Genomic DNA, 15,559 nt, shown 5'->3' with positions numbered 1-15,559 from the left:
CTATTTTAGGACTAGTCAAGATAAATCGGGTTTTATTTTACCCTAACCCAGGTTTGGGTACGGCCTAATAATGAAAGCCCTAAATAACCTCTAACATCAAGTTTGTCTTTGCCATCCAGTTTTATGGTGCAGCTGTATAGCTTTCCTTTGTTAGGGTCCAGTATATCGCCGTCGGTATATTCGTCACCGTCTTTGCTAAGCCCCTTTATAATTACAAGGCCCAGTATGGGCTTGTCTTTATCTGCCCCTTTACAGTTTTGGCATTTTTTGTCTTTTTTGGCAGGGTTCAGTATCTCAATAACCTTACCGTAAATCTTTCCGTTCTCTTCATAGATCTGCACGATGCTTTTTGCTTCGCCGGTTTCATCATCAAAGGTTTTCCACTTTCCGGTTACCTGCGCAGAAACTGATAATATGCCCATAAAGGCAATCATTAGGAATGTTAAAAATGATTTGTTCATAATTATAGCTGTTAATTAATGCTAAATATACAAATTTTTTCGTTTCAGCTTCTGTATAAGGGCGTTTAATTCGAAGCCCAGCAGCAAAATAAAACAGTTAATGTATATGTACAGCATTAATACAAGCAGTGTGCCAATAGACCCATACAGCTCGTTGTATTTGCTAAATCGCTCTACGTAAATACCAAAACCATACGAAGTAAGGCCGAAAAGCAGCGTACTGAATACCGAACCGTAACTGAAAAACGATCCGTGACGGCGGCTTTCGGTTGTGGCAAACTTAAACAGTATGCTGGTGGTAAGCAGTATCATAAGCACCAGGAAGGCATAGCGGCCTATTTGTAACAACTGCACTTCGGCGGGAATGTAATATTTAGTACTCAGCTGCCTGATGATAACCTCAAAAACGATTATGGACGATACCGTAATAATAAGCAGTACGGTAAGCAGCAACGACAATGCTATGGAAATAGCGTATTTATGGAAATAACTACGCCGCACCGTTATGTGCATACTGCTCTGGAAACCGCTGAGTATGGCATTTACCCCATTACTCATAAACAGTATAGACAGTAAGATACCCGTACTAAGCAGGCTTTTGTGGCTGTTTAGCAGTATGTCGGTTAGTATATTGGCTATGGCATCGTAGGTGTTTGGCGGCACATTATCGGCTACAAACTGCATAAAGTCTTCCTGGAAGTTTTCCAGCGGTATGTAGGGGATAAGGTTTAGTATAAACAGCGCAAACGGGAACAGCGACATAAAGAACGTAAACGCAATGGCACCGGCACGGTAAGCCACATCGCCGTTTATAATACCGGTAATGTACAGCTCCAGCAGGTGGTACAGCGTAAGCCCGTCTGAATAGGGCAGGCGAATGCTTTTTCCCAGCCGCACCAGGTGTTTTACCACAGGTATGCGTTCCAGTTTATGTTCCAGTTCTACAGACATTCTTTTTTAAAAAGCTTTCAGGCTTAGGTCCATATTGTATACCGAGTGGGTAAGTGCCCCGCTCGAAATGTAGTTTACCCCACATTCGGCATAGTGGCGCATGGTATTTTCGTTAATACCGCCACTGCTCTCGGTTTGGCAGTAATCGCCTATAAGGGCTACCGCCTTACGGGTAGTTTCGTAGTCAAAATTGTCCAGCAGTATGCGGTGTATGCCGGGGTTGGCTATAATTTCGGTTACTTCATCAAGGTCGCGTGCCTCTACAATAATCTTCAGGTCCAGGTTGTTTTCCTTCAGGTACTGTTGCGTTTTTTGTATGGCCTGGGTTATGCCACCTGCAAAGTCGATGTGGTTGTCTTTCAGCATTACCATATCATACAGGGCAAAACGGTGGTTTTCGCCGCCACCTATTTTCACCGCCCATTTTTCAAGTGCGCGTATACCGGGAGTGGTTTTTCGGGTATCAAGCACCCCTGTTCCCGTACCGGCCAGCAGGTCTACGTATTTCTTGGTTTTTGTAGCTATGGCGCTCATACGCTGCATGGCATTCAGCACCAGGCGCTCGGCTTTAAGGATGCTCTGGCTCGAACCCTGCACATGGAAGGCTACATCGCCATATTGTACGGGGGTACCATCCTGTATAAAAACTTCTATAGTAAGCTTAGGGTCTACGTATGCAAAAACCTTTAGGGCAAAATCCACACCTGCCAGTATGCCGTTGTCTTTAACCAGTAGTTTGGCGCGGCCTGTGGCTTCGGCGGGTATGCAGGCAAGTGATGAGTAATCGCCGGGGCCTACGTCTTCACGAATGGCATTGGCTATAATAAGGTTCAGTTCAGTTTCAAATTGTTGCTGAGAAATCATTGGTTTATATATTGTAGGGCTAAGGTAGGGAATTTTTTCGGGAGGGAGGGTGATTGTAATTTCAATATAATTGGTAAATTTAGAAGAAAATGGTAATCTTATCGTCAAAAATTAGTGGTGTTAAAATTCATCTTAATGGGCAATTTACAGAAGAATATAGGATTGCTTTAGAAGATTTTACAATGTTTTATGATTTTATTGATATTACCTATGATCCTAATAATAAGAGCTCTCTGAAGTCTAAAAATGACAGGGTATGTAGGTTTTGTCAAAAATCTTCCCCAGATGTTAGTTTCAAAAAAAGTGCCCATTTAATCCCAGAATTTATGGGTAACAGGAATCTTTTAAGCGATTTTGAATGTGATACCTGTAATATGAAAATGAGTAGATATGAAGACAGTTTTGCTAAATTTTTTGGAGCAGATAGAACATTTTCGCAGATGAAAGGTAAAAAAGGTTCTAAGACCTTCAAGAACTCAAAAATTGAAGTAAGAGAAATCAAAGAAGATGGAAAAGCTAAAATTAGGATTACCCCTAAATTACTAAATGGAGAAAAATGCTATAACATTGATGAAGATAACAAGTCAATAATAATTGAAAATACAAAGCATTCTTATATTCCGTTGGACATTTTTAAAGTGCTGTGCAAAATAGCTTTTTCATTGATTCCTGAATCTGAGTTAGAAAAATTTGAAAAACTGAGAACTTTAATTTTACAAAATACGTTTGACGATAAAATTTTAAAAGGAAACGATTTTTTTAGAGCCTATACATTCAAACTTAACTGGAATGAATATAAAAGGCCAATAGTAATGATGTTCAAAAAACGTCTTTCTTATAAAGATCAAAATATACCGTCTTGGACTTTTGTACTATGTTTTAATAAATTTGTATATCAATTTTTTTTACCATTTTGCGAAGAAGATAATTGGTTGTATAATAAAAGTAAAGAAGTAACTTTTAAAATTCTACCTCCTTTAATTTCAGAAGAATTGATACTAAATTTTGGTAATCCTACAATGGAAATTTTTGATTTTTCAAGTTATGAGTTATTGAAATGCGAAAAAGAAAAAATAATATTGTATTATGAGACTAAGGCAAAAGTTGAGTGAAACTTCCAAATAAACAAATCCACAAATCCACAAATCCACAAATCCACAAATCAACACATCCACATCCTACTAAGACATTTCCTAAAATTATTATAACATTTTACAGCTTACATTAACGTTTGGAATAATAATCGTACATTCGGTGAACAATTTGGCATTTCCTGTATTCTTAAAACCATTATGTCATATACAAAACCGGTTAACTTAATCCCGAACAACGACCGTGAGCGCGTAGAGAAACTGCACGATTACCAGATACTGGACACGCACTCTGAAGATACGTTTGATAAAATAGCCCTTATGGCCTCGCAGCTATTTAATGCGCCTATAGCGCTATTAAGCTTTGTAGACGAAAACAGGGTGTTTTTTAAATCGAACCTTGGGCCATATTCGGTTAATGAAATTCCGCGGCAGGACAGCCTGTGTGCCATATCTATACTGGACGATAACGTAACGGTATATACTGATACCCACCTGCATCCGGAAATTTTTCATATCCCTCATATAAAAGGTGGAGCCGAAGAACTGCGTTTTTATGTAGGGGCATCCTTAAAAACCCCCGAAGGTTATAATGTGGGTTCGCTTTGTGTAGGCGATTATACACCGCGTTTGTCTGTAGATCCTACTCATGTAGAAATGCTGCGCACACTGGCCAGTATAGTTATAGATAAGCTGGAAAACCGCCTCAGGTACCGCAAATCGGTAGAATCGCAGATTAACCTGATGAACATTGCGCTCCATGAGATTAAGAACCCATTGGCAAGTATTAAGTTGGCTAATGAGATTATTACAAAAAATCCTGCCAGTACTGAGAGGATGACTACCAACATTAAGTCGGCGGTAGAAAACATACAAAAAAGGCTGGGCGACTACCTGGCACACAGCGAACTGGAAGAGCGCGACGAACTGCTTACCATAGATGAGGTAGACCTGCGCGATATGTTTAAGCGCCTTGTAAATAGTTTTGAGCTGCTTGCGGGCCGTAAAAAACAGGTTATCGAGCTTTTTGTAGAAGATACGCTGCCACCCATTGAGGCCGACCGCAATAAAATATCGGATGTGCTGCACAACCTGCTGAGCAATGCTATAAAATACAGTTACCACAATACGGTTATAAAAGTATCGGCCCGAGAGGCGGGTAACTATGTACATATAGAGGTAAAAGACCAGGGACAGGGGCTAAACCTGCAGGATTTGCAGAAGCTGTTTACCAAATTTGCCAAGTTGAGCAGTAAACCCACAGGCAGGGAAACCAGTAACGGCCTGGGGCTGAGTATTACCAAATCGTTTGTAGAGCTGCACAGGGGTAATATTTATGCCATGAGCCCCGGTAAAGAAAAGGGGACTACCTTTATAGTATCGCTTCCGTTCAGGCACAGGCCACCCGAAGAAGACGGGGGTGGGGCAGATGCTTAAGATTGTATAAATTAACACGTTTATACGTTTTATATACGGTAGTTTTTTGTAAATTACATCGTTTTAGTTTTACGTGTTATGAACAACCGAAAAGCCCTGCTGAATAAGCCCGCACTTACCGGCGAACGCTCGCTGAAAACCCTTGTAGAGAACCGTACCGTGTATTCGCTGGATAACTGCGAACTCAACCTTTTTGAAACATATCAGGAAAGTATACTGGTGCCGCTTAAGTTTAACGACCTGGTGGTAACAAGCATGCTGCGCGGTAAAAAGGTTATGCACCTTTTTGACGATCCGGAGTTTGAATACCTGCCCGGCGAAACGGTAATTGTACCTGGTAATGTGGAAATGAAAATTGATTTCCCGGAGGCTTCTACTAATAACCCTACACAGTGCCTGGCGCTTGCCATAGACCATGGCAAGATTCATGAAACGCTTAATTTCCTTAACGAACGTTACCCTAAGGAAGAGGCTAACGGCTGGCACCTGAACCACGAAAACTACTTTTTTTATAACAATACCGAACTCGCTGCCACGCTAAACAAGCTGATACGTGAGTGCATGAGCATCAGTGTGACCAAAGATGCACTGGTAGACCTTGCCTTACAGGAACTTTTGGTGCGCATAGTACAAACACAAACCGTGCAGCGAATAGATACCGGCAAAGCGATTGATGCCAATAGCCCTATAGTAGCGATAGCTGAGTACATTCGTGCGAATATAACCAACCCGATTAACCTTAAGGACATGAGCGAAAAGGCGTGTATGAGCACTACCAGCTTTTACCGTTACTTTAAGCGCGAACTGGGTATGAGCCCTATAGAGTTTATTTTAAATGAAAAGATAAAACATGCCAAAAGCCTGCTGAAAAATCCGGGTATACAGGTTAACGAGGTGTGCTTTATGGCAGGTTTTGACGACTGTAATTACTTTATCCGCATCTTTAAAAAGTATGAGGGTATTACCCCTAAGCAATACCAACTGCTTAATGTAGGGTGATTCTTAATTGTTTTAAATCCTGAATTATAAATTTTGAATTAAAACCACAACCAGCCCAAAACCGTCGGGGTCTTTGTAACATACCCCGTTTACATTCCAGTAGGGGTTTTTTGCGGGTATACGTGGGGTTGTGGTATCTAAATAGCGCAGTGCTTCCCTGTATGGCGTTTCTTCTTCATAATAAAATACCAGCAGGTCATCATCATCGGGAGAGTGTTGTGCCGGTTCGGTGCTTTGGGTAAACTCCAAATGCCAGCTTTCACCAGGCTTTCCTATAAAAATACCGTCATAACCATCATGCCCTTCAAAACTGCCAAGTACAGCCATTTCGGGCAATCCGCTGTAAAATGCAGCTATTTTCTTAAGGTTATCTGTATGGCGTGCTATGCGGAATTTCATTTTTTTAATGCTAATAAAAATTCCCTGCCTTTTGGTTCCAGCCCGTCTATCATTTCAAAGTCAGGATTGCCGTTAGCATTCAGGAAACCTATACGGATGCGTTCTGTGCCCTGAGCGGTAACAGATTCTAATTTATGTAACGGAATACGGTAACGACTTCCAAACTCGGATGAAAAATAATCATATAGTTTGTAGCCAATGGCCAGTGCTGCTACAACAATGCCAATGCTTACCTTTTTATTGTCTATGGTTTGGGCAAAATAAATCACAATCCCTCCAAAGACAATAAATACAAACGACTTCATATAGTTAATCCGTCTTTCGTTTACAGCTTCATTAGCTCTGCTTTTCTCTTCCGTTTCACGTGCCTCCTGCCATTTGCCACTATTGGTCATGTACAGGTTTTCGTCGTCTATGTTTATATAACCGTATTTGTATTTAAAGTATTCTTTCATGGCTGGTTTTTATATATAGCAAGTTTACGAAAAAGAAAAGACCCGCAAAAGTGCGGGCCTTGTTTTGTGTATATTGGCAAGGTTATACCACTAAGGTACGTCCGCTACCCGATAGTTTTCCGTTTTCAAAGGTAAGGTCTATACGCCCCACGTTTACGCCGTAGCAGCCCACTTGGTTTATCATTACTTCCTTGTCGTCCAGGTTTTTTTGTATGTAGGGTTTTTTCAGGAAGGTATGGGTATGCCCACCTATAATAAGGTCAATGTTCTTAGTAGTGCGTGCCAAAACCAGGTCGCTTATTTTTTTCGGCTCGTTATCGTAAATAAACCCAAGGTGGCTCAGGCAGATAACAAGGTCGCACTTGTGGTCTACCTTTAGTATACGGCTCATGTCCTGCGAAATTTCGATAGGGTTGAGGTACTTGGTTTCTTTAGATAGTTTTTTGTCTACCAATCCCTGTAACTCCACACCCAAACCAAAGATGCCTATTTTCAGCCCGTCTTTCTCGAATATCTTATACGGTTTTACAATACCGTCTAATATGGTGTTCTTAAAATCGTAATTGGCCGACACAAAATCGAATTTGGCATGTGGCAACTGCTTATAAAACCCATCAATACCATTGTCAAAATCGTGGTTACCCATAGTGCCCAAGTCATACTTCAGCATACTCATCAGCTTCATTTCCAGTTCGCCGCCGTAATAGTTAAAGTAAGGCGTTCCCTGAAAAATATCACCTGCATCTAATAATAGTACGTTCTTTTCTTCGGCGCGTACCTGCTCTATAAGGGTAGCCCTGCGTGCCACGCCGCCCTTATCAGGGAATTTAGGGTCATCTACCGGAAACGGGTCTATATGGCTGTGCACATCGTTAGTGTGCAGTATGGTAAGCTTCTTTATTTCCGGCTCTGCAGCAAAACTGCTCAGTGAAAGGCCGCCCAGTACAAGGGCGCTTCCCGCTGCCGATTTCTGTATAAAATCCCTTCTTTTCATTACTTGTCCTGTATTATACGTTCGGTCCTGATGATGGGCAGGGTGTCTACTTCCTTAAAATAATCAATAAACAGGTTACGCAGCTTGTAGTCAAGGTCGTACTTCTGCGTGCCTGCTGCAAAAAACGTCATGCTGTCGCCGCCATTGCTCAGGTAGTCGTTGGTGGCTACCAGGTAGGTTTTGGTGGCAATAACGCCTTTGCCCTGTACGGTTACACTTTTCATAGAGCCATCGGCACCTATGTGTATTTCCATGCCGCTAAGCGGGTGCGGTTTCTTTTCCTTTAATATGTACTGCGCCATCTCAAAGATTTGGGTACCCTTAAGCGCTATTACTACCAGTGAGTTTTCAAACGGCATTATTTCATACGCATTACGGGCTGTAATATTACCCTTAGGTAATATAGAGCGAATACCGCCATGGTTTAGTAATGCTACATCAAGGTGCTGGCTATAGCGCTGCATCATCAGTTTATCGGCTTTGTCAAATACTACATCGGCCTCAAAGTTGCCTATAGTGGTTTGCCATCCGTTTATGGTTTTAAACTTATCCATGGTCTCCGGGCAGTAAGCCAGTACGCTGTCTAAGTCTTTGTCGATGTGTTCTCTAAAGGGTTTTATGTAGTCTTCAATTTCTGTTACCGCAACATATTCAGATGAAACAGGTAGCTGTTTTCCTTCAATTCTGCTAATATGCTGTTTCGGAGCGCAACTAAAAATCAAACAAAATGTTACAAATAACACAAACCTGCTGATTGCTGTGTTATAGTTTTTATGTTTTACCATTGATACTTGACCTTAAATTTGGTAATTTTGTTTTTCGGCAATAAAAGTACTATGTTTTTGAAGTTTATTAAAGATTTCAGCTTAAAAAAGAATATTAAAAATACATTAACAAACTATAAAGCCCCCGTTTCCGGCAAGGCTGTAGTTACGGTGGGTGTATTGCTGGATGAAACGTATTTTGCCGGGCGCGAAGATCTTATAAAAGAAATCGCTTCTTACGGCATAAATGCACGTAATATAGAAACACTGAGCTTCTTTGAACGTGTAAAAAAGAAAGAGCTGCCGCAGTGCTGTCATTTTTCGTATGCTGATGTAACGTCGGGAGGGGAGTTTGCAAAAGAGGATGTTACCGCTTTTATAAACAAATCGTTTGACTTGCTTATTAGTTACTACGATGTACAGAAGCCGCCGTTGGCCCTTATAACACTTAAAAGTAAGGCTGCTTTTAAAGCAGGTTTTAGTACTACCGATAGTCGTTTCCATACCTTTATGGTGGCCAGTCAGGTAGAGAAATACAAAGAATTTACTGCCGAGCTTTTTAAATATCTAAAGATTCTAAATAAATTATAACCATGCAAGCGTTAATAGGAACGGGGGTGGCGTTGATCACTCCATTCAGGAAAGATTTTTCGGTAGATACCGAAGCCCTAGAAAGGGTTGTTAATTTCCAGGTGGAAAACGGTATAGACTACCTTGTGGTGCTGGGCACTACGGCAGAGTCTGCTACCCTTAATAAGGAGGAGAAGAAGCTGGTTATAGATACTATTGTTAAGGCTAATGCTGGCAGGCTGCCATTAGTGCTTGGGGTAGGGGGAAATAACACTGCTGAGGTTGTTGATGAGCTTAAAACTACTGACTTTTCAGATTTTGTAGCCATACTTTCGGTTTCTCCGTATTATAACAAGCCTACCCAGGAAGGTATTTACCAGCACTTTAAGGCTGTAGCCCAGGCTTCGCCGGTGCCGGTTATATTATATAACGTGCCGGGGCGTACAGCAAGTAACATGGCTGTAGATACCGTAATAAGGCTGGCTAACGATTTTAGCAATATTGTAGCTATTAAAGAAGCCGCCGGAGATATAGTGCAGGCCATGAAGCTGATACAGCACAAGCCTGAAGGCTTCCTTGTAATTTCGGGTGATGATATGGTTACCCTGCCTATGGTTCTTGCCGGTGGTGCAGGTGTAATATCGGTTATCGCCGAAGGTTTCCCTAAAGAGTTTAGCCACATGGTTCGTTTAGGGCTTGCTAAGCGCACTGATGAAGCTTATGAAATACACTATCGTATTATGGATAGTATAGATATGATATTTGAGCAGGGTAATCCGGCCGGTATCAAAGAAATTTTTAAAGAACTTGGTATTTGCGAAAACACCGTACGCTTACCGCTTGTAAATGTTAATGAAGACCTTGCAAACCGCTTAAGCGCTTTTGTAAAGAAATTTTCGGCAAATACTGTGGCTGTAGGTGTGTAATTACGCAATAAAAAGCATAAATTGCAGTTTAAAGAAAGGTGCCTTAAAAAGGCATCTTTTTTTGTGAATGGCACGTACGAAAATTTATTTTGTATTGTGTAATTATTAACTAACTTTGCGGTTGCTTTAAAATCTGCAATTGCGGGTACAACATTTATTTATGGTACGTATTTTTTATACATTAATAGTAGCACTTCTTTTAGCTTCATGCAGCCCGTTTCAGCAGGCGCTGAAGTCTGACGACACAAAGTTAAAATACGATGTGGCAGAAAAAATGTATGAAAAAGAGAAATATGCCAAGGCCATTCGTCTTTTCGAACAAATAGCGCCCTCTTACCGTGGTAAGCCACAGGCCGAAAAAATGTTCTATATGTATTCTATGGCTTTGTACAAATCAGAGCAGTATTATACAGCAGGCTACCAGTTTGAAAGCTTTACATCGAGCTACCCACGCAGTAGTAAGGCAGAGGAAGCAGCGTTCCTTTCTGCTAAGAGCTATTACTTTCTTTCGCCACGCTATTCTTTAGACCAGGTTGACACTTATAAAGCACTTGAAAAACTGCAGGCATTTATAGACAGGTATCCTAACAGCGAATACATGCCTGAGGCTAACCAACTGGTTATGGAACTAAGCCGTAAACTGGAGAAAAAGGCATACGAAATTGCAAGGCAGTACTTTGATACAGCTGAGTATTTTGGAGATTATAACGCTGCATTTAAGACCCTGGATAACTTTATGATTGATTTTCCGGGTACTGAGCTTAAAGAAGACGCGCTTTACCTAAAGTTTGAGGCTTCTTGTAAATTAGCCCTTAACAGTGTGGAAAGTAAAATGAAAGAGCGTCTTGGTCGTGCTAAAGAAAGCTACGGCGACCTGATTAAATACAGGCCCGATACAAAATACAAAGCAGATGCTGATAAGCTTCTGGAGACGATAAACACCGAATTAGAAAAAATTTCAAAATAACAGCGCAGAATGGATTTAAAGAAAACAACCGCTCCCGTTAATACAATTACCTACAACAAGAACAAGATTGAAGAGAGCACAGGTAATGTATATGAGGCTATTACTATCATAGCAAAAAGGGCCAGCCAGATAAACACCGAAATTAAAAAGGAGCTTATCGAAAAACTGGAGGAGTTTGCTACTTATAACGACAGCCTTGAGGAAATTTTTGAAAACAAAGAGCAAATCGAAGTTTCTAAATTTTACGAAAAACTTCCTAAGCCTCATGCACTTGCCGTGCAAGAGTGGCTTGAGGGTAAAGTATACTACAAGGAACCAAACAAATAATATATAGCCATGTCTGTTTTACGCGGTAAAAAAATCTTACTCGGTATATCCGGGGGTATCGCCGCTTATAAAACAGCCACGCTGGTAAGGCTTTTTATAAAGGCAGGTGCGCATGTACAAGTAGTCATGACACCTGCCTCTAAAGATTTTATTACCCCCCTAACTCTTTCCACGTTATCCAAGAATCCGGTGCATTCTTCATTCTACAATGATGAGGATGAAAATGCCGTATGGAATAACCATGTGGAACTTGGCCTTTGGGCCGACCTGTTTGTTATTGCCCCGGCTACGGCAAATACCATGTCTAAAATGGTTACCGGCAATAGCGACAATCTTCTTATAGCTACCTATCTTTCTGCCAAATGCCCGGTGTATGTGGCTCCGGCCATGGATTTAGATATGTACCGCCATCCCAGCACCCAAGACAGCTTTGCAAAGCTTGAAGCATTTGGTAATGTTATCATTCCTGCCGAAAGCGGAGAACTGGCCAGTGGGCTTTATGGCGAAGGCCGTATGGCTGAACCGGAGCATATTGTAGCATTTCTTGAGAAGGATATTGAAGGTAAATTACCCCTTCGCGGAAAAAAAATACTGGTTACTGCCGGCCCTACATACGAACCGATAGACCCTGTGCGTTTTATAGGCAACCATTCGTCCGGAAAAATGGGCTATGATATTGCTGTAGCTGCTGCAAACCAAGGTGCCGATGTGGTGCTGGTAAGCGGGCCTACGCATCTTACCATTAACCATACTAACGTTAAACTGGTAAGGGTTACATCAAGTAGCGAAATGTATACTGCCTGCCACGACTATTTTGATGGGGTAGATGTAGCCATTGCTGCTGCTGCGGTAGCCGATTACAGGCCAAAGCATGTAGCCGACCAGAAGATAAAGAAGAACGACAGTAACCTGGTATTAGAACTTGAAAAGACTACCGATATACTTGCTTCTATGGGAGAAAAGAAAAACGGTCAGTTTCTTATAGGTTTTGCATTGGAAACAGAGAATGAAATTGAGCACGCCAAGGCTAAAATCCGGAAAAAAAACTTAGATTTGATAGTGCTAAATTCCCTGAACGATGCCGGTGCGGGTTTTGGGCACGATACTAATAAAGTTACCTTTATCAACAGCCGCTTTGAAGAAGAGCCTCTAGCATTAAAACCAAAAGAGGAAGTGGCGAAGGATATTATTAATAAAATAAAAGAGCATTACAATGTATAAGTGGATAGCTGCCTTAACCATGCTTTTGTGCCTTAACCTACAGGCGCAGGAACTAAACTGTACCGTAACCATAAACTACGACCGTATAACTGATGGTAACGTGCAGTCGTTTAAAGCGCTGGAAAAGGCTGCCCAGGATTTTATGAACAACACCCGTTTTACTACGAGGAATATTTCGCAAAATGAGCGTATACAGTGTACGTTGTTTTTTAGCCTTACTGCGTATAAAAACAATGCATATTCGGCTACGTTGCAAATCAGTGCACAGAGGCCGGTGTTTAATTCGGGTTATACTTCTGCATTGCTTAACTATAGTGATAAGGATATTTCGTTTAACTACAACCAGGGCGAAAACCTTATTTACAACCCCAACACATTTGATTCTAACCTTGTGTCTACATTGGCATTTTATGCCAATATGATTATAGGTGTAGATGCCGATAGCTTTTCTGAAAAAGGTGGAACCCCGTATTACGAAGTAGCCCAGGGTATAGTAACTACTGCACAAAGCAGTGGGTACAAAGGCTGGTCTGCCCAGGACGGTAACCAAACCCGTTACTTTTTTGTAAACGATGTGCTTAGTAGCACTTTCGATCCGTACAGGGAAGCCATGTACAGCTACCACCGCGATGGCCTTGATGTTATGGCTGAGGATATGAAAACCGGTAAAACCAAAGTAGCAGAGGCCATACAAAAGTTTGCAGGATTGTATAAAGTGCGTCCTAACGCCTATCTTACCCGTATCTTTTTTGATGCCAAGGCTGATGAAATCGTTCAGATATTTAGCGGTGGCCCTAATATGAGTATTACAGAACTGGGCGAAACCCTTAACCGCGTTTCACCCAATAATGCCAGTAAATGGAGTAAAATAAAGTAGTAGTCTACTAATCAAAATATGCTGAAAGGTCGCCACTGGCGGCCTTTTTATGTACCAGCGCTATCTGGCTTTCCAGTATGCGGTCTTCCGAAAGTTCGGGCAGGTTGTTAATGTCAAAGTATTGTACATCCAGCACATCAAATCCTTTGTTCAGTTCGCCCGAAACCACTTCGCATAAAAATACCAGCTTATACACATAGAAAGGCTGTGGCGGGTGCGGGTGGCACTTTTTATCGAATACAGCCAAAAGGTTTGTTGCTTTTACCCTAAGCCCTGTTTCTTCCCAGGCTTCTTTTTCTGCGGTTTCCTTGGGTGAGTCGCCTATATCGGCCCATCCGCCGGGCAGGCTCCATTTGCCGTCGGCGCTTTCCTGCGCAAGCAGTACCTTCTTTTTATCTTCAGATAGTATAAAGGCCCTCACGTCGGTTTTTACGGTAGGGTAGTCCGTTACCGGTGCAAACATGGCCTTAAGGGTTTCTGTGCTGTTACCACTGGTTTGTGCTAACAGTTCCAGGCTTATGTGAAGTATTTCTTCGTAACGTTCGCGGTCGTAGTCGTTTTTAGTATACAATAGCCCTGTATCGGCCAGGGCTTTAAGTTTTTTCAGTTGGGTAAGGAAGTCATTCATTATTTCTTTAGTATATGGCATTCAATTGTCTCTGTTGGTTGGTATTGGGTTGTATCTAAAGTATTGTAATACACTTTTGTTACATTACATTCACAATCGCCCTTTTGAAGGCTCTGGTCCATCATCCTCGGGCCGAGGTAATGATTTCCCTGTCCATAATGGGTTTGCTTAAAACCTTTATCCCTTAAAATATGCGCAAAGTGTGCAGTATCTTCATAAGGTATATTATCGGTGTATTTATACAGGTTTTTAATTTCAATTTCAGTGCTGTCATGTAGCTTAATGGCAAGGTCGACTATTTGCTCTGCTGAAGTGGTTTTGCTCTTCTCAGCAAGTTTAGAACATGATAGGAGCAGTAACGTTATAGCAGCCAGACAAAGGGCTTTCATAATTGATTTGTTTTCGGTAAATATACGCAAATGCCATTTGGCACACGCGGTTAAAAATCCTATCTTAGCATGAAACGCCATTTTATGAAAAAACTATTGTACCCTGTGCTTTTTGGGGTGTTGTTCATTTCCTGCAAAAAAGCGGAAGTAACCGAATTTAAACTGGCTTTCAGCAAAATAGCCGCTACAGATACCTTGCTTAAAGACGATAGTATCAGCATACGCGGTTTAGCTATAGACGGCAGTAAAGCATGGTACGGCGCTAACGGCGGTAAGTACGGCTGGGTATCGCTGGCAGGTGAAACCGATTTTAACGGCGTTGCGGCACACGATACACTGCTGCCTGAGTTTAGGGCTATAGCGCAGACTAAAAGCCATGTATTCATTCTTAATGTGGCTTCACCGGCTTTATTGTTTAAGATAAGCAAGGACGGCAAGTTTACCAAAACCGTATATACCGAAAGCGGGGAGAAGGTGTTTTACGACTGCATGAAGTTTTATAACGACATGGAGGGTATAGCAATGGGTGATCCGCAAAATGGCTGCCTGAGCATTATAACCACAAAAGACGGCGGTGAAACCTGGCAAAAACGTGATTGTACCGGGCTACCGCCTGTAGCAGAGGGCGAAGCGGCCTTTGCGGCAAGTAACACCAATATTATTATTAGAGGCGATAAAACATGGATAGTAAGCGGTGGTAAAAAATCGCGCGTATTCTATTCGGAAGATAAGGGTAAGACCTGGGAAGTTTTTGATACCTCGATTATCCAGGGAGGTGAAATGACCGGTATTTTCTCGGCTGATTTTTATGATGAAACCATTGGCTTTGCGGGCGGTGGCAACTACGAAAAACCTGAGCTGAACACGGGAAACAAAATACTGACTACCGATGGCGGTAAAACCTGGGAAACTGTAGGCGAGGGCAAAGGCCCGGGTTATATTTCATGTGTGCAGTTTGTGCCGGGCAGTAATGGCAGTGGGCTGTTTACTGTAGGTCGTAATGGCGTGTTTTACAGCTACGACCGTGGTGTAAACTGGAAGAAGCTGAGTGATGCCACTAACCTGAATACGCTACAGTTTGCCGATGAAAAAACGGTAATAGCAGCAGGGCAGAAGGTTATTGTACGTTTTAAGCTGGAGTAGCTGTCAGCTGTTAGCTTTCAGCTTTCAGCGATTAGCTACTTTGAGAAGTTTTTATAATAATCTGATATACTACCGCTGACCGCTGATGGCTGAAAG

The 15,559-nt window shown here is 41.8% G+C and carries 19 protein-coding genes; 10 read left to right on the top strand and 9 right to left on the bottom strand.

Translation table 11 applies throughout. The features are described from left to right. Nucleotides 1–32 precede the first annotated feature (32 nt). Genes ACLI1A_RS10595 through nadC form a run of 3 tightly spaced genes read right to left on the bottom strand, consistent with a single transcriptional unit; the run spans nucleotide 33 to nucleotide 2,276 of the window. Nucleotides 33–461, bottom strand: a complete 429-nt coding sequence (locus ACLI1A_RS10595) for a DUF2147 domain-containing protein (RefSeq protein WP_411408624.1) — start codon at nucleotides 459–461, stop codon at nucleotides 33–35. A gap of 21 nt (nucleotides 462–482) precedes the next feature. Next, the gene (locus ACLI1A_RS10590; RefSeq protein ID WP_411408623.1) at nucleotides 483–1,412 is read right to left on the bottom strand and encodes a YihY/virulence factor BrkB family protein; all 930 of its coding nucleotides are present in this window, start codon (nucleotides 1,410–1,412) and stop codon (nucleotides 483–485) included. 6 nt (nucleotides 1,413–1,418) lie between these two features. Continuing rightward, a complete protein-coding gene (gene nadC / locus ACLI1A_RS10585) occupies nucleotides 1,419–2,276 on the bottom strand; it encodes a carboxylating nicotinate-nucleotide diphosphorylase (protein WP_411408622.1) in 858 nt (285 codons plus the stop codon). 89 nt (nucleotides 2,277–2,365) lie between these two features. On the opposite strand from nadC, the gene ACLI1A_RS10580 reads away from it, so the two are divergent. From ACLI1A_RS10580 to ACLI1A_RS10570, 3 genes are all read left to right on the top strand, one after another. Next, entirely contained in the window at nucleotides 2,366–3,388 is a 1,023-nt protein-coding gene (locus ACLI1A_RS10580) for an HNH endonuclease (protein WP_411408621.1), read from the top strand. Nucleotides 3,389–3,568: 180 nt separating this feature from the next. Beyond that, nucleotides 3,569–4,804: a sensor histidine kinase gene (locus ACLI1A_RS10575; protein ID WP_411408620.1), complete on the top strand. Its 1,236-nt coding sequence runs from the start codon at nucleotides 3,569–3,571 to the stop codon at nucleotides 4,802–4,804. A gap of 78 nt (nucleotides 4,805–4,882) precedes the next feature. Continuing rightward, complete coding sequence (locus ACLI1A_RS10570) at nucleotides 4,883–5,803, top strand: helix-turn-helix domain-containing protein (RefSeq protein WP_411408619.1); 921 nt, start codon at nucleotides 4,883–4,885, stop codon at nucleotides 5,801–5,803. Nucleotides 5,804–5,827: 24 nt separating this feature from the next. On the opposite strand, the gene ACLI1A_RS10565 is transcribed toward ACLI1A_RS10570, so the two are convergent. From ACLI1A_RS10565 to ACLI1A_RS10550, 4 genes are all read right to left on the bottom strand, one after another. Beyond that, complete coding sequence (locus ACLI1A_RS10565; protein WP_411408618.1) at nucleotides 5,828–6,202, bottom strand: VOC family protein; 375 nt, start codon at nucleotides 6,200–6,202, stop codon at nucleotides 5,828–5,830. Next, complete coding sequence (locus ACLI1A_RS10560; protein ID WP_411408617.1) at nucleotides 6,199–6,657, bottom strand: hypothetical protein; 459 nt, start codon at nucleotides 6,655–6,657, stop codon at nucleotides 6,199–6,201. The genes ACLI1A_RS10565 and ACLI1A_RS10560 overlap by 4 nt, the downstream gene beginning before the upstream one ends. 82 nt (nucleotides 6,658–6,739) lie before the next feature. Continuing rightward, complete coding sequence (locus ACLI1A_RS10555) at nucleotides 6,740–7,651, bottom strand: bifunctional metallophosphatase/5'-nucleotidase (RefSeq protein ID WP_411408616.1); 912 nt, start codon at nucleotides 7,649–7,651, stop codon at nucleotides 6,740–6,742. After that, nucleotides 7,651–8,373 (bottom strand): 5'-nucleotidase C-terminal domain-containing protein, encoded by a 723-nt coding sequence (locus ACLI1A_RS10550; protein ID WP_411408615.1) that lies wholly within the window; start codon nucleotides 8,371–8,373, stop codon nucleotides 7,651–7,653. The genes ACLI1A_RS10555 and ACLI1A_RS10550 overlap by 1 nt, the downstream gene beginning before the upstream one ends. 120 nt (nucleotides 8,374–8,493) lie before the next feature. On the opposite strand from ACLI1A_RS10550, the gene ACLI1A_RS10545 reads away from it, so the two are divergent. From ACLI1A_RS10545 to ACLI1A_RS10520, 6 genes are all read left to right on the top strand, one after another. Further along, entirely contained in the window at nucleotides 8,494–9,006 is a 513-nt protein-coding gene (locus ACLI1A_RS10545; RefSeq protein ID WP_411408614.1) for a DUF6913 domain-containing protein, read from the top strand. Between the two features lie 2 nt (nucleotides 9,007–9,008). Then, nucleotides 9,009–9,911 carry a 4-hydroxy-tetrahydrodipicolinate synthase gene (dapA, locus tag ACLI1A_RS10540; protein WP_411408613.1) on the top strand — a complete coding sequence of 301 codons (903 nt, stop codon included), beginning with the start codon at nucleotides 9,009–9,011 and terminating at the stop codon, nucleotides 9,909–9,911. A gap of 160 nt (nucleotides 9,912–10,071) precedes the next feature. Next, complete coding sequence (locus tag ACLI1A_RS10535; RefSeq protein ID WP_411408612.1) at nucleotides 10,072–10,878, top strand: outer membrane protein assembly factor BamD; 807 nt, start codon at nucleotides 10,072–10,074, stop codon at nucleotides 10,876–10,878. Between the two features lie 9 nt (nucleotides 10,879–10,887). Continuing rightward, a complete protein-coding gene (locus ACLI1A_RS10530; protein WP_322623834.1) occupies nucleotides 10,888–11,205 on the top strand; it encodes a DNA-directed RNA polymerase subunit omega in 318 nt (105 codons plus the stop codon). A 9-nt stretch (nucleotides 11,206–11,214) separates the two neighbouring features. Then, nucleotides 11,215–12,426, top strand: coding sequence for a bifunctional phosphopantothenoylcysteine decarboxylase/phosphopantothenate--cysteine ligase CoaBC (gene coaBC, locus ACLI1A_RS10525; protein WP_411408611.1), 1,212 nt, complete (start codon nucleotides 11,215–11,217; stop codon nucleotides 12,424–12,426). Then, nucleotides 12,419–13,303, top strand: a complete 885-nt coding sequence (locus ACLI1A_RS10520) for a DUF4835 family protein (protein ID WP_411408610.1) — start codon at nucleotides 12,419–12,421, stop codon at nucleotides 13,301–13,303. The genes coaBC and ACLI1A_RS10520 overlap by 8 nt, the downstream gene beginning before the upstream one ends. Nucleotides 13,304–13,310: 7 nt before the next feature. Here the strand turns inward: ACLI1A_RS10520 and ACLI1A_RS10515 are convergent, their stop codons facing one another. Both ACLI1A_RS10515 and ACLI1A_RS10510 read right to left on the bottom strand, forming a co-directional pair. Next, entirely contained in the window at nucleotides 13,311–13,952 is a 642-nt protein-coding gene (locus ACLI1A_RS10515; protein WP_411408609.1) for an NUDIX hydrolase, read from the bottom strand. Beyond that, nucleotides 13,931–14,320, bottom strand: a complete 390-nt coding sequence (locus ACLI1A_RS10510; RefSeq protein WP_411408608.1) for a hypothetical protein — start codon at nucleotides 14,318–14,320, stop codon at nucleotides 13,931–13,933. Before ACLI1A_RS10510 ends, ACLI1A_RS10515 begins: the two co-directional genes overlap by 22 nt. An 84-nt stretch (nucleotides 14,321–14,404) precedes the next feature. On the opposite strand from ACLI1A_RS10510, the gene ACLI1A_RS10505 reads away from it, so the two are divergent. Further along, nucleotides 14,405–15,463, top strand: coding sequence for a YCF48-related protein (locus ACLI1A_RS10505; RefSeq protein WP_411408607.1), 1,059 nt, complete (start codon nucleotides 14,405–14,407; stop codon nucleotides 15,461–15,463). Nucleotides 15,464–15,559 lie beyond the last annotated feature (96 nt).

Origin of the sequence: Flavobacterium sp. RHBU_3 (assembly GCF_046613565.1) — a bacterium.
Classification (GTDB): Bacteria; Bacteroidota; Bacteroidia; order Flavobacteriales; family Flavobacteriaceae; genus Flavobacterium.
This window is presented reverse-complemented; position numbering and strand designations above follow the sequence as displayed.

What these genes read in the sequence shown, in the direction of transcription:
- nadC (WP_411408622.1), bottom strand. Translation starts at nt 2,276, where the DNA reads ATGATTTCTCAGCAACAATTTGAAACTGAACTGAACCTTATTATAGCC.
- ACLI1A_RS10505 (WP_411408607.1), top strand. Translation starts at nt 14,405, where the DNA reads ATGAAAAAACTATTGTACCCTGTGCTTTTTGGGGTGTTGTTCATTTCC.
- ACLI1A_RS10590 (WP_411408623.1), bottom strand. Translation starts at nt 1,412, where the DNA reads ATGTCTGTAGAACTGGAACATAAACTGGAACGCATACCTGTGGTAAAA.
- coaBC (WP_411408611.1), top strand. Translation starts at nt 11,215, where the DNA reads ATGTCTGTTTTACGCGGTAAAAAAATCTTACTCGGTATATCCGGGGGT.
- ACLI1A_RS10565 (WP_411408618.1), bottom strand. Translation starts at nt 6,202, where the DNA reads ATGAAATTCCGCATAGCACGCCATACAGATAACCTTAAGAAAATAGCT.
- ACLI1A_RS10560 (WP_411408617.1), bottom strand. Translation starts at nt 6,657, where the DNA reads ATGAAAGAATACTTTAAATACAAATACGGTTATATAAACATAGACGAC.
- ACLI1A_RS10580 (WP_411408621.1), top strand. Translation starts at nt 2,366, where the DNA reads ATGGTAATCTTATCGTCAAAAATTAGTGGTGTTAAAATTCATCTTAAT.
- ACLI1A_RS10515 (WP_411408609.1), bottom strand. Translation starts at nt 13,952, where the DNA reads ATGCCATATACTAAAGAAATAATGAATGACTTCCTTACCCAACTGAAA.
- ACLI1A_RS10575 (WP_411408620.1), top strand. Translation starts at nt 3,569, where the DNA reads ATGTCATATACAAAACCGGTTAACTTAATCCCGAACAACGACCGTGAG.
- ACLI1A_RS10595 (WP_411408624.1), bottom strand. Translation starts at nt 461, where the DNA reads ATGAACAAATCATTTTTAACATTCCTAATGATTGCCTTTATGGGCATA.
- ACLI1A_RS10510 (WP_411408608.1), bottom strand. Translation starts at nt 14,320, where the DNA reads ATGAAAGCCCTTTGTCTGGCTGCTATAACGTTACTGCTCCTATCATGT.
- ACLI1A_RS10570 (WP_411408619.1), top strand. Translation starts at nt 4,883, where the DNA reads ATGAACAACCGAAAAGCCCTGCTGAATAAGCCCGCACTTACCGGCGAA.
- ACLI1A_RS10530 (WP_322623834.1), top strand. Translation starts at nt 10,888, where the DNA reads ATGGATTTAAAGAAAACAACCGCTCCCGTTAATACAATTACCTACAAC.
- ACLI1A_RS10535 (WP_411408612.1), top strand. Translation starts at nt 10,072, where the DNA reads ATGGTACGTATTTTTTATACATTAATAGTAGCACTTCTTTTAGCTTCA.
- ACLI1A_RS10555 (WP_411408616.1), bottom strand. Translation starts at nt 7,651, where the DNA reads ATGAAAAGAAGGGATTTTATACAGAAATCGGCAGCGGGAAGCGCCCTT.
- ACLI1A_RS10520 (WP_411408610.1), top strand. Translation starts at nt 12,419, where the DNA reads ATGTATAAGTGGATAGCTGCCTTAACCATGCTTTTGTGCCTTAACCTA.
- dapA (WP_411408613.1), top strand. Translation starts at nt 9,009, where the DNA reads ATGCAAGCGTTAATAGGAACGGGGGTGGCGTTGATCACTCCATTCAGG.